12 protein-coding genes are annotated in these 15,081 nt (G+C 44.6%); 2 read left to right on the top strand and 10 right to left on the bottom strand.

Annotated elements, in window-relative coordinates; genetic code table 11:
* Window positions 1-61: 61 nt before the first annotated feature.
* The 8 genes from ABS362_RS18810 to ABS362_RS18775 all read right to left on the bottom strand — a co-directional run bounded on the left by ABS362_RS18810 (window position 62) and on the right by ABS362_RS18775 (window position 10,050).
* Window positions 62-256: a hypothetical protein gene (locus ABS362_RS18810; RefSeq protein WP_350414506.1), complete on the bottom strand. Its 195-nt coding sequence runs from the start codon at window positions 254-256 to the stop codon at window positions 62-64.
* An 88-nt stretch (window positions 257-344) separates the two neighbouring features.
* Entirely contained in the window at window positions 345-2,534 is a 2,190-nt protein-coding gene (gene ccoN / locus ABS362_RS18805; RefSeq protein WP_350414504.1) for a cytochrome-c oxidase, cbb3-type subunit I, read from the bottom strand.
* Window positions 2,535-2,780: 246 nt separating this feature from the next.
* Window positions 2,781-2,984: a cbb3-type cytochrome oxidase assembly protein CcoS gene (gene ccoS, locus ABS362_RS18800; protein WP_350414502.1), complete on the bottom strand. Its 204-nt coding sequence runs from the start codon at window positions 2,982-2,984 to the stop codon at window positions 2,781-2,783.
* Window positions 2,985-3,091: 107 nt separating this feature from the next.
* Complete coding sequence (locus ABS362_RS18795; RefSeq protein ID WP_350414501.1) at window positions 3,092-5,560, bottom strand: heavy metal translocating P-type ATPase; 2,469 nt, start codon at window positions 5,558-5,560, stop codon at window positions 3,092-3,094.
* Window positions 5,561-5,849: 289 nt separating this feature from the next.
* A complete protein-coding gene (locus tag ABS362_RS18790) occupies window positions 5,850-6,530 on the bottom strand; it encodes a Crp/Fnr family transcriptional regulator (RefSeq protein ID WP_350414500.1) in 681 nt (226 codons plus the stop codon).
* A gap of 183 nt (window positions 6,531-6,713) precedes the next feature.
* Window positions 6,714-7,139, bottom strand: coding sequence for a helix-turn-helix domain-containing protein (locus ABS362_RS18785; RefSeq protein ID WP_350414499.1), 426 nt, complete (start codon window positions 7,137-7,139; stop codon window positions 6,714-6,716).
* Window positions 7,140-7,755: 616 nt separating this feature from the next.
* The gene (locus ABS362_RS18780; protein WP_350414498.1) at window positions 7,756-8,283 is read right to left on the bottom strand and encodes a plastocyanin/azurin family copper-binding protein; all 528 of its coding nucleotides are present in this window, start codon (window positions 8,281-8,283) and stop codon (window positions 7,756-7,758) included.
* A 24-nt stretch (window positions 8,284-8,307) separates the two neighbouring features.
* On the bottom strand, window positions 8,308-10,050 hold the full coding sequence (locus ABS362_RS18775; RefSeq protein WP_350414496.1) for a L,D-transpeptidase family protein: 1,743 nt from the start codon (window positions 10,048-10,050) through the stop codon (window positions 8,308-8,310).
* A gap of 277 nt (window positions 10,051-10,327) precedes the next feature.
* On the opposite strand from ABS362_RS18775, the gene ABS362_RS18770 reads away from it, so the two are divergent.
* The gene (locus ABS362_RS18770) at window positions 10,328-12,226 is read left to right on the top strand and encodes a M1 family metallopeptidase (RefSeq protein WP_350414494.1); all 1,899 of its coding nucleotides are present in this window, start codon (window positions 10,328-10,330) and stop codon (window positions 12,224-12,226) included.
* A 124-nt stretch (window positions 12,227-12,350) separates the two neighbouring features.
* On the opposite strand, the gene ABS362_RS18765 is transcribed toward ABS362_RS18770, so the two are convergent.
* Window positions 12,351-12,854 (bottom strand): YciE/YciF ferroxidase family protein, encoded by a 504-nt coding sequence (locus ABS362_RS18765; RefSeq protein ID WP_350414492.1) that lies wholly within the window; start codon window positions 12,852-12,854, stop codon window positions 12,351-12,353.
* A 337-nt stretch (window positions 12,855-13,191) separates the two neighbouring features.
* Between ABS362_RS18765 and ABS362_RS18760 the strand changes: the two genes are divergently transcribed.
* Window positions 13,192-14,085 (top strand): cyanophycinase, encoded by an 894-nt coding sequence (locus ABS362_RS18760; protein ID WP_350414491.1) that lies wholly within the window; start codon window positions 13,192-13,194, stop codon window positions 14,083-14,085.
* A gap of 7 nt (window positions 14,086-14,092) precedes the next feature.
* Here ABS362_RS18760 and ABS362_RS18755 read toward each other — a convergent pair whose 3' ends face one another.
* Window positions 14,093-15,040, bottom strand: a complete 948-nt coding sequence (locus tag ABS362_RS18755) for an isoaspartyl peptidase/L-asparaginase family protein (protein WP_350414489.1) — start codon at window positions 15,038-15,040, stop codon at window positions 14,093-14,095.
* Window positions 15,041-15,081 lie beyond the last annotated feature (41 nt).

Below are 15,081 nucleotides of genomic sequence, written 5' to 3'. Positions count from 1 at the left end.
ATCAGCAGTAATCCGGCTACAAATGCCAGGCTGCTGTTTCTGATCATTTTCTTTAAAGAGCTCATTGTCTTACTCCTTCAAATGTGGTGTCTTCGGTTTCATCCTCGCAAGCTATGCAGCTCATTGCCTGCACATACTTCTTGTCCATCAGGGCAACATATACTATAAGACCCAGGAAGAACACGAAGAAGATGCTGAATGAGATCAGCGGATATATTTCGATGCCATCTATGGCTTGCAAAACATTCTTATACATTGTCTTAGATTTTGCGACTTCTGGACAAAGGACAAAAGACTAAGGATAAAATCTCTTTCGTCTTTTGTCACCTGGTCTTTTGTCAGATTTACTCTTGTGTTTCTTTCACTTTAATGTCAGTACCCAGGCGCTGCAGGTAAGCGATCAGGGCTACGATCTCTGCTTCAGGCTTTACTTCAATACCTTCTTTTGCCAGGTCTGCAGAAATACCCTTTGCCTGTGTCATCAGCTCTTCATTAGCTTTAGCGATATACTCATCTTCATAAGGAACACCAAGCTGCTTCAGAACGCGTAGTTTATCTTCGGTTGTACTCTGGTCTATTTCCTGCTCAAACAACCATGGGTATGCTGGCATAATAGAGCCCGGGGACATAGAAGTTGGATCCATCATGTGATGGTAGTGCCAGCTGTGCGGATACTTACCTCCCACTCTGTGAAGATCCGGACCGGTACGTTTAGAACCCCACAGGAAGTTGTGATCGTACACGAACTCACCAGCTTTAGAGTATTCGCCGTAACGCTCTGTTTCTGACCTGAATGGACGAACCATTTGTGTGTGGCAGTTAACGCAACCCTCTTTTATGTACAGGTCACGACCTTGTAACTCCAGCGACGTGTAAGGCTTCACGCTGGCTATAGTTGGCACGTTAGATTTGATCACAAAAGCAGGTATAAACTCTACCAGACCACCGATCAGGATCGCAACTGTAGCCCAGATGGCCATTTGAGTTGGACGCTTCTCGATCCATGAGTGCCAGTGACCAGCATTTGAGCTTTCTGACTTAACAACTACAGGGGCTTCAGTTCTTTCGTTGGCAACCAGGCTACCAGACTTGGCAGTTTTATAAAGGTTATACACCATCAGGAACACACCGCTCAGGTAAAGGATACCACCGATACCACGCAGATAATACATTGGCACGATCTGAAGTACTGTTTCCAGGAAGTTAGAGTATTGTAGTGTACCTTCTGCAGTGAACTGTTTCCACATTAAGCCTTGTGTAAAACCAGCCCAGTACATTGGAATGGCATAGAAAAGAATACCCAGCGTACCTAACCAGAAGTGGGCATTTGCCATCTTCTTCGAGAAAAGCTCTGTTTTGTAAAGACGCGGGAACAACCAATATAGCATGGCAAATGTCAGGAAGCCGTTCCAGCCAAGGGCACCAACGTGTACGTGTGCTACTATCCAGTCAGTAAAGTGGGCAATGGCGTTTACGTTCTTTAAAGAAAGCATCGGACCTTCGAACGTTGCCATACCATAAGCTGTGATAGCAACTACCATGAATTTCAGGATAGGCTCTTCACGCACTTTATCCCAGGCGCCACGCAGTGTAAGCAAACCGTTGATCATACCACCCCAGCTCGGAGCAAGCAGCATAACAGAGAACACAACACCCAGCGACTGAGCCCAGTCTGGTAATGAAGTATACAATAAGTGGTGCGGACCAGCCCAGATATAGATGAAGATCAGCGACCAGAAGTGGATAATAGATAATCTGTAAGAGTAAACCGGACGATTGGCAGCCTTAGGCAGGAAGTAATACATCAGGCCTAAGAATGGCGTAGTTAAGAAGAACGCAACCGCGTTGTGGCCATACCACCACTGCACCAGCGCATCCTGCACACCTGCATAACCAGAATAACTCTTAAACAGGTTAACCGGCATCTCATAAGAGTTTACAATGTGTAGCACTGCCACAGTTAAGAAGGTAGCAATGTAGAACCAGATGGCTACGTACATGTGCTTTTCGCGGCGCCTGGCAAGTGTACCAAACATGTTCCATCCGAAAACTACCCAGATCAGCGTGATAGCTATATCGATAGGCCACTCCAGCTCAGCATACTCTTTAGAAGTAGTTATACCCAGCGGAAGCGTGATAACAGCAGAAACTATAATTAACTGCCAGCCCCAGAAATTGATCTTGCTGAGCAGATCAGAATACATACGGGTTTTGCAAAGGCGCTGCAATGAGTAATAAACACCCATAAAGATGGCGTTACCAACAAAGGCGAAGATAACAGCGTTGGTGTGCAATGGTCTTACACGGCCAAAAGTTGTGTATTGCGTACCCATGTTCATATCCGGGTTAGCCAGCTGAAAGGCAATGATCACCCCTATCAGCATACCGGCAATACCCCAGAACACGGTGGCTATACCAAAATCCCGAACGATCTTATTGTCATAGAAGAACGTTTCGGTAGCACCTGCGTCCCGGCCTTTCGGCTTCAGCTTATCTGGTGCATTTTCTAAGACTTCAGCTACATTAGTCGACATGTGCGGTGTCCTCCATTTTGTTTAAGTGTTGTATTTGTTTTGATAATTTGACGATTTGATAGTTTCTGAACTATGGCTACAAATTTCTGCAGATGTATTCCGCAAAAAGATGATTAATGTCATTTCAGTTGGTGATTGATATCAGCCGGAATAGTTAGAGAAGTATGAGTTAAAGAGTTTAAGAGTGTTTGGGTTTATAGTTTAAAGCACAACTATATTACATGCAACCAACTCATAACTATAGCTTTAAGGCTGCAGGCTCTCTTCAGTCCCTATCCCTTCTTTCAATTTTTTACTATTTTTTGGAGTTACCTCGTTATCGAAAAGCATGCGCACAGCCGGCGTATAATCGTCGTCGTACTGGCCGGAGCGAACCGCCCACAAAAAAGCTCCCAGGAAGGCTGCTGCCACTGTTACACTCACCGCGATCATTAAAAAGATGATATACATGGTAGTTAGAGAGTTAAAGAGTTTAGGAGTTAGTGAAGAAAGATTTTATGAAATTTTTACAAATCATTAATCATTACTAACTATTCATTAGTCATTGAAAATTGTCATTACAAACCGGCTCGTTTGGCGGCTATTTTTACAGAGAGTGTTGCAAAAGTCATCACACTAAGCGTACTCACAGGCATCAGAATAGCGGAAACGATCGGGGTGAACAGCCCCATTACCGCCATAGTTAAGCCTATCACGTTGTAGACCAGCGACACGGCAAAAGTGAGTAGGATCAGGGTCATGGTAGTTTTAGAAAACTTCAGGAACTTGCTTAGCTTATCAAAAGCGGTGGCATCCAGAATGGCGTCGCAGGACGGTGAGAAGTTGGTAATGCTGTTTGTTAGGGCAATACCGGCATCACTTTGGCGAAGGGCACCGGCATCATTCAATCCGTCTCCTACCATCATCACCTGGTGCCGTAGCTTCTTCAAGTGCTGAATGTACTCCAGCTTTTGCACCGGGCTCTGGTTAAAGTTAAGTTCTGCCTCTTTGCCCAGCAGTTCCTGCAAACGTGCTTCTTCGTGATTATTGTCGCCGGATAATACTGCCAGTTTTTTATCTTTCAAATCAGTCAGTATACCCTTCAGGCCCTGGCGGTAAACGTTATAGAATGTATAGTAACCAAGCACAACCCCGTCAAAAGAAACGTACACCGTTGTTTTAAGTGTATCTTTAACAGCATCTGCTTTTACACCTATGTATGAAGCAGATCCGACACGAACTATACTTCCGTTAACTTCGCCCACAAGACCTTTTCCTGCAATCTCCCGGAAGTTTTCTACAGCTATAGTTTCACCGATCAGGCTCTGGAAAATGCGCTGGCTTAATGGGTGTGTTGAGTGGCTTAATACTGATTTTATAGTTTGCTCCTGCCCTACTGTAAGTGCTTTGCCACTATAGGTAAGTTCTGCGGCACTTGGCTCTGTAAGTGTACCGGTCTTATCAAATACAACGGCATCAATTTTAGCCAGCGTTTCTACTACAGCAGTGTTTTTAAGATAGAATTTGTTTCTGCCGAAAACGCGCAGGGTATGGCCGTGCACAAAAGGCGTAGCCAGCGAAAGCGCACATGGGCAGGCAATGATAAGTACAGACGTGAAGGCACGCATGGCCATTTCCGTGTCGCGGGGCACCCAGTAAACGAGCGAGCCGGCGGCAACTATAAGCGTAACTATAATAAACCACTTACCGGCAATGTTGGCATAGGTATTTACACCAGTGCTCTCTTCTTTAGAGAAAACGCTGTCATTCCAGAGTTGCGTCAGGTATCCTTGGGATACTTCCTTTACTACTTCCAGTTCAATGCTTTCGCCAACCTGTCGGCCACCGGCATATATCACTTCGCCCATCACTTTCTCAACAGGCTCCGATTCTCCGCTCACGAAACTATAGTCTATCAGGGCAGAACCACGAAGTAGAATTGCGTCAGCCGGAATAAGCTCCTGGTTCCGGATACGGATACGGTCCCCTACTTTCAGGTTGCGTACAGCCACGGCTTCTTCCTCACCGTTCTCTTTGAGCACTGTTACAGAAACCGGGAAATAGGAGGTGTAGTCTCTGTCGAATGAAAGCGTGTCATAGGTCTTCTGCTGGAAATATTTACCGATCAGCATAAAGAACACCAGTCCTGTAAACGAGTCGAAATAGCCCGGACCTGTACCCGAAACCACTTCATAGATACTGGTAAAGAACAACGCCAGCAAACCTGTGGCAATAGGCAGGTCAATGTTTACCATGCGCTGTCTGATACCTTCCCAGGCAGACGTAAAGAACCCGCGCGCACTATAAAAGAACACCGGAATTGCCAGCAAAAAGCTCAGATAGCCAAAGAAAGTGCCAAACGTACGTTGCAAACCTTCGGTAAAAGCAAGGTAATCCGGGAAAGCCAGCAACATAACGTTACCAAAACTAAAGCCAGCTATGCCCAGTTTATAGATAATCGTGCGGCTTGGTTTTATAGTTTTCTTACCGTCGGTATCGGCCAGTGTAATTTCCGGCTCGTAGCCAATGCGCGAAAGCAAAGTAATGACCTCGCGCAGCGATACTTTTTGATGGAAGTAAGTAAGAGATACTTCTTTGCGCAGAAAGTTTACAGTAGTCTCTGAAATTCCCGGATTCAATTTGAAAAGGTTCTCGAGCAGCCAGATACACGAGCTGCAGTGCATTTGGGGTGTATAGAACGTGATCTTACAGATATTGTCATCTTTAAAACTGATCAGTTGAGCCTCTACACCGGCATCGTCTAGGTAAGCAAAGCGGCTTTCTACAACAGGTTTTTTACCTGTAATACCCGGATTTTCTTCGAGGTTATAGTAATTGCAGAGATTGTTCTCTTCTAAAAGTTCGTAAACGTTCTTGCAGCCTGTGCAGCAAAATGCTTTATCGTCTGCTAGTATCAGTTCGTCCACGCAGGAATCCCCGCAATGGTAGCATGTCTGAACATTGGTTTGGAGTGCGGCTTCCATCTCAATTTTCTTTTTATGGTCTTTTGCAAAGGTAGATGGATACCCTCCCTGAAATGATGACAAGGGTCATGTTTAGGGGTGATTGATGTCACTGCAAAGGCTTTAAAAAGAACAGACATTTGTAATGTAAACGCTGAGGGAAAGAGTTGGTACCGAAAGGTTAGCGCTCGTATAGTTCGGGAAAAAGCGGTTTACAAAGCAACTGAGCTATAGTTGCAGTTTTAAAGTGATAGGTGTTTTGTTTTATAGTTTAGTACAGGTGAACGACTGGTATCCGGGAGCGGATACCAAAACAAAAAAGGCAGGCTTTTATGAGCCTGCCTTTTGTTTTTATGCCTGAACTATAGTTTACTTAATCGTAAAGGTGACAAATCTTATACAGTTTCTCAGGGTCGAGAATGGTAATGCTGCTGCCTTTTGTAGTGATGATGTTTTCGTCTTTAAAGTCGGATAACAGGCGTATAGTGGTTTCTTTGGCGGTACCAACTATAGAGGCCAGGTCTTCCCTGGAAATTGAGATCGTAAATGTATTTTCGCCTTCCTGCTGCTGGTAGGTTTTCTGTAACAGCAATAGTGCTTCCGCTAAACGCTCGCGAACTGGTTTATAGGCCATTTGCACCATGCGCTCTTCTGCTTCGCCAAGGGCACGCGAGAACAACTTCATCAGTCCACTGGAGAATTCGTTGTTGGTAGCAATAAGGTCGAGAAACTGTGACTTTGGAATAAAGCAGACAACGGCATCATCAAGAGCTACAGCCGAAGCTGAATAATTAGTATCAGCCATTAGAGCCCGGTAGCCTACCACATCGCCTGGCTTAGCCAAACGAATGATCTGCTCTTTGCCATCGCTACCCATTTTGGAAACTTTTACCTTACCCGAGTTAATGCAATGCAAGCCCGAAGGCCTGGTGCCCTCATGGAAAATAACCTGTCCTTTTTTGAAGGTAAAGCACGACTTAGTAGCAGATACATCTTCTAACTCATTGCCTTTACAGCAACCCATCAGCGAGTGCTTCCTGGATGCGCAGTTCATACAATCTGGCGCTGCAAATTTCATCATACAATTTCGAATAGTGCTGTAAAAGTAAGCATTAGCACAATATATCCTAAGGCAAGCAACAGCCTTTTTTTACGAAACGTTCCGGATAGGCTTCTGTGCAGGCTTTTAGCCACTTACCTGACTATAATTTATAGTTGCAGCTATAGTTTGCTGACCTCAGACTTCCGGGTTAAATACAGAAAATGTATTATCTGTATAAAAGAACACGATCTGTTTTACGACCTTATCTTCTTTTAAAGCAGGCAATTTTACTGTTTCAGCAGTTACTTCGTTTTGTACTTTACCGTTTATCACCTCGCCAGCAATCTCATCGAACTTTGTAACAGGCTCAGCTATAGTTTCGGGTATTACCGTGTTAGCAGGTGTTGCTATTTTTGTTAGCATATCGCCTTCTCCCAGCAATAGCCAGTCAGGGTTGATAGTTCTGTAGTTACTTAGTACTTTGAGAATTACATCCAGGCTGGGTTTGTTTCTGCCACTCAGGATGTGGCTCAGGATGGCACGAGGCACTTCAATACCGTCAGCAAACTGCGACGAAGAAAGCCCTGCGTATTCTATTAATTGCCTGATCCTTTCAACCATAAAACTAAGTAATTACGACTTGTAACAAATGTAACAACACTTAACAAGACTACCAAAAGCAACAACAAACACATCAAATATTAACTTAAACTATAGGTTTCAATTTTATACACTTGTCTTTTATTATCAAATAATTAAGCATCATTAAAGCAAAACATTTATCTATAGTTTACAATTGTATATACATTTGTAAACTATGGTGTAATTTCATCATTGTGGTCTAGCTATCAGTCTTTAAAGGTTTAGGTTGGCTATCTTACACTTACTAACTGTTTGACTAGCAGCAACTATAGGCTTAACCTAAACTGTCACAATGTCACCCCTCATTTTACCCCTATGTGGATAAACCGAGTTATCCACAACACCCTAATTTACTTAACAATAGCGCATTAGCTATATGTATCAAACTATAGCTTTAGATACTATAATACTGCCACATTATGCATCGGGTCCCATCCAGGAAAGATAGAGCGACACCCTCCTTTCACCAACACATATCACCACTCATAGTTTTTGTACTTTTAACACACAACGTAAACTATAGCGCATAAAAAAACTGCACTACCTTCGGAGAGTATCCTGGGAGCAGTGCAGTTTTTAAAATTATAGTTATTTCTTATTTCACGATAAGTTTGCCATTCATTCTTCTCCAATGGTCCGGATAAGTACAGACAAAATCATAGGTGCCAGGTGGCGGTGCTTTAAACTCATGCACCACTGTTTGACTAGGTAGTGCCAAAGGTGTTGCGGTTAACACATGTTTGCTATCCGGTATATAATTTCCGGACGGGCCTATCTCCGCGCCTATCTTTGCCGCCTTCTCTAACATACCTTCTGTTATAACCACAAAATTATGGATAGCATTCAGATCTGTTCCTTCATTTATCAGGGTTAACTTTACCAGCGCATCCGCTTCTACTTCCAGGGTATCCTGGTCAAAAACCATTTCTTCAACTTCATCTCCGGTTGCCCGCAACACAATTTCAACAGTAGGCTGCAAGGTTGTGTCGGCTACTTCCTGGATAGGTGCAGATACGCTATCATTCATTTTTTTCTCCAGCACACCAACCTCACTGGTATTGTTACCACAAGCTGCTATGGCAAATACCGAGGCTATTGTTACTATATGAGCTATTCTTTTCATGAGATGCTCCTCTTTAAAGCCATCTTATCCAAAATATTCTTTCGCCAGTTTCTTGTCGTGGCCATAAATATCATCTCGGAAATGCACCTTACCTTCATCATCTACCCAACTTGTAAAGTAAACCAGATATACCTGTAACTTTTTAGGCAATGTTATCCAGGTTTCCTCACCGTCAGCTATAGTCTGGCGCATGCGCGCCCTGTCCCATTCCGGCATATCCTTTAAAAGATATTCTCCTAGTTCAAGTGGTTTTTCTAGGCGTACACAACCATGGCTGAATCCGCGTTCTGTCTGGTTAAACAGAGCATCAGCTGGTGTATCGTGCAGGTATACGTTATAGGAGTTCGGGAACAAGAACTTGATATTACCCAACGAGTTTGTTGGCCCCGGACGCTGACGCACCATATACGGGAAGTTCTTTTCAGTAACACCTGCCCAGTTTATACTCGATGAAGAGATTGGCTTCGGATTCTTTTCTTTTGTGACGATCTCCATATCCGCACCCTCCAGGTAATTCGGGTTGCGCAGCATGGCAGGCTTTATTTCTTTCTCAACTATACTGTTGGGTACGTTCCAGTAAGGGGCCAATACAATGAACTCCAGCTTATCACTAAAGATCGGGGTCGAGTTAAGTTCTTTACCCACAATTACTTTCATCTCAAAGGTTTTCTTATATTCCCTTTCAGCTTCAGGGTCATTATCCGGGTCTTCGTACATGTATAGCTTGTATTCCGGTATGTTTACCCAGATATATTTCTGATCAAGGCTTTTTGGTACCAGTCGTTTTGGGATCCAGCGCCAGCGTTCCATGTTCATCATAATCTGCTGTATCCGTTCCTCAACAGGCACATTCATCATGCGCAGCGTGTTTCCGCCTACTTTTCCATCCTGGTCCAGGCCATGCAAGCGCTGAAACTCTTTTACCTGGGCAACCAATGCATCATCAAACAGGCGCATCTTCGGGTCGTTCACGTTTATAACGCCGCCCGGGTTCAGGCGCTTACGTAGCTGAATAACAGCTGCTGCTGTATCTCCTTTTTCCAGTACTTTTGCTTTGCCAAGCTCTACTTTAGCCCAGCCACCTTTTTCCTGCAATTCACGGTATTTCTGTAAGGTTTCCCGGAGATCAATGTAGCCTTTATGCAGGGCTTCAAACTCGTAGTACGGGTAAGTACTTTCACGCTCCTGCAGTATGGTCTGTAATGCTTTGTGCAGTTTAATCTTGTTCTTTTTTACGTTCCAGTCTATTGAGCCTACTTCGCCAGGGTTTACACGTCCGCGGTAAAAGTCGGATGCATAGTTAAAATAAGACGCAGTAAGGCCCAGATCTATCTTCTGCTGTAGTTCCAGCCGTGCGGAGTCCTGTCCGCCCATGTCTTCATACTGTTTGAACAGGGTTTTAAAATCTACCAGCTTATACCTTTTCGGGTCCAGGCCCTCTTTGGTCGCATTATCAATAGTCGCTAAGAATTTCTGGGCTTCCGGCACCAGTTCGTTATCCCGGAACCAGGCCAGACTATAGTCTCTTTCTCCATAAAACAGGTACATCATGTCGGCATGCTCTTTAAAAGCAGGTTCCTTGCTGATGTATTCTTTTATGTAAAGGCTGTCGGTAGTGGCTTGTGGCAGTTCTTTTATGCCCAGCATATCGCCAATTTTATTCCCATTCTCTTTGCCTCCCGATTTATTACAGGAAACAGTAAATATCATCAGCAAAAGGGCCGAAAACAGGTATAATACTTTTGATTTATAATGATAAGGGTTCATGTTGTTAGGTTTTGATGCAATTGTGTAGCGAATGATGTATATAGTTCAACAGCAATCTGTTTTTAATACAATTTTATAGCCACTTTGAATTGATAATCACGTGGTTTAGCTTTATGTACTGCAACTTTAGTTAAAAAGTTATAAGCCTGTGCCTGTCCGTATTACTCAGCTATAATTCTTGCGGCAACACTCATACATCAACTATAGACAGCAATTGGTAAGGTTTTTATGGTAAACATGAAATCATTAACTTACCCGTTAAAGCAACCAGATACGTATGAAGCCTTATCAGAAATATTTACTAGGTTTAGGGATGGCCGGAAGCCTTCACCTGACCGCCTGCACGACACAAACCACTACAAATACCGAAACTATGACCACAGCGCAACAAGCCCAACAACAGGTTTCAGAAGATGTGCACAGCTACGCCGAACCAACCAAAGCCGTAGCCCGCCACTTAGACCTGGATATTGCGGTTAATTTTGATTCTAAAACTATAAGCGGAACCGCCAGCTACGCTATCGACAACCTGGCCAAAGGCAACGAGATAATTTTTGATACCCGTGGTCTGCAGATCGAAAAAGTATTCCTGGGCGACAACAAAGAAGAAACCACATTCAGGTTAGGTGAAACCGATAAGTTTTTAGGCCAGCCGCTTTATGTAACTATAAAACCTGAGACCAACCGCGTAACCATAAAATATAAAACATCACCGGATGCAGCCGCCCTGCAGTGGTTAAACCCGCAGCAGACCGCCGGCAAAAAACATCCGTTCCTTTTCACTCAGTCGCAGGCCATACTTGCCCGCACCTGGATACCGATACAGGACAGCCCAGGCATACGCATTACCTACAACGCAAAAGTAAGCGTGCCTAAAGAGTTGATGGCCGTTATGAGTGCTGAGAACCCGATGGAAAAGAACGACACCGGTGTCTATAGTTTCCAGATGAAGCAGCAGATACCATCTTACCTGATGGCGTTGTCTGTGGGCGATATGGTTTTCAGTGAAGTTGGTCCTCAGACAGGTATTTACGCCGAACCCGCAACTATAGAAGCTGCTGCTTACGAGTTTGCTGAAATGGACAAGATGCTGGTTGCCGCCGAAAAGATCTATGGAAAGTACCGCTGGGACCGTTACGACCTGCTGGTGCTGCCTCCATCGTTCCCGTTTGGTGGCATGGAGAACCCGCGCCTTACTTTTGTTACCCCTACCGTTTTAGCGAAAGACAGATCGCTTACCAGCCTGATCGCTCACGAACTGGCACATAGCTGGAGCGGCAACCTGGTAACTAACGCTACGTGGAACGATTTCTGGCTGAACGAAGGCTTTACCGTTTACTTCGAGCGCCGCATTATGGAAGAACTATACGGTAAACCATACGCGGATATGCTGGCTGTGCTGGGCTACCAGGACCTGACAAATACGATAAAAGAATTGGGTGCTGAAAGTGAAGACACCAGGCTAAAACTGGACCTGGAAGGCCGCGACCCGGATGAAGGATTAACGGACATTGCTTATGAGAAAGGCAACCTGTTTTTGCGCCATATCGAGATGGCTGTTGGCCGTGAGCGTTTTGATGAATTCGTGAACAAGTACTTTAACACGTTTGCTTTCCAGAGCACCAATACAGATAAGTTTTTGGAGTTTTTGAGAACAGACCTGATAAAAGGTGACACAGAACTGGCTGAGAAAATCGATATTGAAGGCTGGGTATTTACTGCCGGCTTACCCGAAGATCATATAAAACCTACATCGGAACGGTTTGCGCAGGTAGAAGAAACGTATACTGCCTGGAAAAATGGCAAACCTGCCTCGCAATTAATTACCAAAGACTGGTCGAGCCACGAATGGCTGCACTTTATACGAATGCTTCCAGCCAACATGAACCAGCAGCAGATGCAAGACCTTGACAAAGCCTTTAACTTCACCAACTCCGGTAACTCCGAGGTGTTAGCTGCCTGGTTCATACATGCCATCAATAACAACTATATTACGGCCGACAAAGCCCTGGAAACATTCCTGACCAATGTTGGCCGTCGTAAATTCCTTGTGCCGATATACAAAGCACTGGCCGCCACACCGGAAGGTAAAAAGAAAGCCCTGGCTATTTATGCCAAAGCCCGACCAAACTACCATGCCGTATCTACAGTAACCTTGGATGAAATGCTGAAGTAGCAATTATAAACTGTAGTTAAAAACAATAAGCCCGACCAGTTGTATGGTCGGGCTTCTTTTATGAGTACTCTGTGGCTTTCTGACCTGCTTGGGGAGCCCGGCGAAACAACAGAGCTTTGTGCTTTTATCTGCCGCCTTTGTGCTCGGCTTTCAGGTTTATACTTTTTTCTGCTACCATGGTCAGCATCTGGTCTGCTTTCTTTTCTTCATCAAGCGTTGCTCCCAGTTCCATTTCAACATCTTTCAGTCCGAGTTGCTTGGCATAGGTGCAAACAGTACCATAAGCTGCGATCTCGTAATGCTCTACACGTTGTGCGCTGGCAATAAGGGCAGCATCCATCACACTCTTATCGGCACGTTCATCCATCATCGATTCGGCTTCTTTTATAATTCCTTCCATTGCTTTGCAATGTTCAGAATCAGCTTTCTGCCCCATCATTTTAAAAACATTATCAAGGCGCTTAATCTGATTTTTAGTAATTTCTAAGTGCTCCTCAAATGCTGCCTTCAGATCTTTTGATGCTGCGGCTTTGATCATTTTAGGAAGCGCTTTTGTTATCTGATGCTCAGCGCTGTAAATGTCTTTTAATTCATGGATCAAAAGATCCTCTAAGTTGTTTAGTTTCATAGCTTGGAAAGGTTTAGCGTCTTACAAATTCAGTTACGAGCTTGTGGAAATACTATACGCGGGGTCAGCCTCAGGGTTAAGCAAATTATAATTTAATTCAGCAAACAACCCAAATAATCAACCTCACGAAATAATATATATAACTTTACATATATCTTCTTTCTTGTAATCACTGTAAGTTAACTGCTCACCAACTGTTATATTTTTTTACCCCCTATTTGCAACGAAAAAACGCCAGAGCGGTAAAGTCTGATAGCTATCCGGTTGTTGCAGCACTTAAACTGTACCTATACCGTAATAGAGATATCAGTACAATAAAAAGCATAAAAGAGTAACTGTGGAGAAACCTAAAGGAAAGCTGATTGCAGTAGGCGGAAACGAAGACAAAGGAACATACCCTAATCCTAAGTCGAAGAAAAAATACTACCTCGATTTTTTTGAACTGGGCATCCTGAAGCGCTTTATACAGGAAATACCGGTTAAAAACCCGCATATAGAAGTAATTACAACGGCTTCGCTTATTCCGGAAGAGGTTGGTGAACGCTATATGAGTGCCTTTGGTATTTTGGGCGCCGAAAACGCCCGCCTGATGCACATCCGTAACGAAGAAGACGCGCTTTTACCGGAGTACATTGAACGCATTAGTAAAGCCGATGGCGTTATGATGAGTGGTGGTAACCAATCGCGGTTAACCCAGATCTTCGGGGGAACTGAATTCCTGGAAATAATGCAGCGACGTTACCACGAAGAACCGTTTGTAGTAGCTGGTACAAGCGCTGGCGCCATGGCCATGTCCAGGATAATGATAAAGGGTGGCAGCTCTACCGAATCGTTGCTGCGTGGCTCCGTTAAAATGGCACACGGACTTGGTTTTATAGATGGCCTGATCATAGATTCTCACTTTGTGATACGTGGACGTTTCGGGAGGCTGATCGAAGCAGTAGTAACGCACTCGAAAACGATCGGCATTGGTTTAGGTGAAGATACCGGTGTACTGATAACGGAAGGTGACCTGATCGAAACAATTGGCTCTAACCTGGTGGTAGTGATCGATGGGCATAGTGTGGGTTATACTAACGTGCACGATGTGCCAGCAGGCCGGCCGATCTCTATAGAGAAATTACTGATGCACGTACTGGCAAAAGGCAACATTTATAACATTGATACAAGGGAATTCTTTAAAGATGAGGAAGCCCTGCACCAAAGCATGGTACAGGAAGCCCGGCGCTAAACTATAGTTAGTTAACGGCTTTTACCTCATCTTTGTAAATAGCCACTATAGTTGGTTTGTTGCCTGCCTTGCAGGCGCGGTACATTCCTTCGGAGTTGAAAGGCATGGCTACATTACCCAAGGCATCCACAGCTACTAGGCCGCCTTCGCCGCCAAAGCGCACAAGCTTGTCCATCACTACTTTTTCGCAGGCCTGCTGCAAACTATAGGCTTTGTATTCCATTAAACAGGACACATCGTAGGCAACCACGGCTCTCAGGAAATACTCGCCGTGGCCGGTACAGGAAATGGCGCAGGTTTCATTGTTGGCGTAAGTGCCTGACCCGATAACCGGAGTGTCGCCGATTCGGTTATAGTTCTTATTTGTCATTCCGCCCGTTGAGGTAGCAGCTGCCAGGTTTCCGTCTAAGTCCAGGGCTACGGCGCCAACAGTTCCAAACTTCTCATCTCCGGGAGTGTGGTCCAGCATAAAAATGTCTGAGTCGCGCACTTCGCACCATTGTTTGTACCGGAACATATCAAAAAAGTAATCATCGGGGGCAAACTCGATCTGCTGGTTGCGTGCAAAGTCTTCGGCACCATAACCGCTCATAAATACATGGTCTGAATGCTCCAGGATAGCCCTTGCCAGCGAAACAGGGTTTTTGATGTTATACACTCCAGCCACAGCCCCAGCCTGCAGGGTTTTACCACACATAATGGCCGCGTCCATCTCATGCTTGCCATGCTTGGTAAACACAGATCCTTTGCCCGCATTAAACAACGGTGTGTTTTCCAGCGCTTCCACGGTTTTCTGTACGGCATCCAGGGCATTCCCTCCTGCTTCCAGTATCTTACTTCCCTGTTCTATGGCGTAGTGTAAGGCTGCTTTGTATTTCACTTCAAGGGCCGGCGTCATGGAGGCTGGTGTTATAGTGCCCGCCCCACCATGAATGGCGATAGAATAATTACCCATTTATAGTTTCTTATGATACAATTTAACTTGGTTTACGATGC

This window comes from Pontibacter populi (assembly GCF_040278685.1).
Classification (GTDB): Bacteria; Bacteroidota; Bacteroidia; order Cytophagales; family Hymenobacteraceae; genus Pontibacter; species Pontibacter populi.
This window is presented reverse-complemented; position numbering and strand designations above follow the sequence as displayed.

What these genes read in the sequence shown, in the direction of transcription:
- ABS362_RS18765 (WP_350414492.1), bottom strand. Translation starts at nt 12,854, where the DNA reads ATGAAACTAAACAACTTAGAGGATCTTTTGATCCATGAATTAAAAGAC.
- ABS362_RS18785 (WP_350414499.1), bottom strand. Translation starts at nt 7,139, where the DNA reads ATGGTTGAAAGGATCAGGCAATTAATAGAATACGCAGGGCTTTCTTCG.
- ABS362_RS18810 (WP_350414506.1), bottom strand. Translation starts at nt 256, where the DNA reads ATGTATAAGAATGTTTTGCAAGCCATAGATGGCATCGAAATATATCCG.
- ccoS (WP_350414502.1), bottom strand. Translation starts at nt 2,984, where the DNA reads ATGTATATCATCTTTTTAATGATCGCGGTGAGTGTAACAGTGGCAGCA.
- ABS362_RS18790 (WP_350414500.1), bottom strand. Translation starts at nt 6,530, where the DNA reads ATGAACTGCGCATCCAGGAAGCACTCGCTGATGGGTTGCTGTAAAGGC.
- ABS362_RS18775 (WP_350414496.1), bottom strand. Translation starts at nt 10,050, where the DNA reads ATGAACCCTTATCATTATAAATCAAAAGTATTATACCTGTTTTCGGCC.
- ABS362_RS18780 (WP_350414498.1), bottom strand. Translation starts at nt 8,283, where the DNA reads ATGAAAAGAATAGCTCATATAGTAACAATAGCCTCGGTATTTGCCATA.
- ccoN (WP_350414504.1), bottom strand. Translation starts at nt 2,534, where the DNA reads ATGTCGACTAATGTAGCTGAAGTCTTAGAAAATGCACCAGATAAGCTG.
- ABS362_RS18770 (WP_350414494.1), top strand. Translation starts at nt 10,328, where the DNA reads ATGAAGCCTTATCAGAAATATTTACTAGGTTTAGGGATGGCCGGAAGC.
- ABS362_RS18755 (WP_350414489.1), bottom strand. Translation starts at nt 15,040, where the DNA reads ATGGGTAATTATTCTATCGCCATTCATGGTGGGGCGGGCACTATAACA.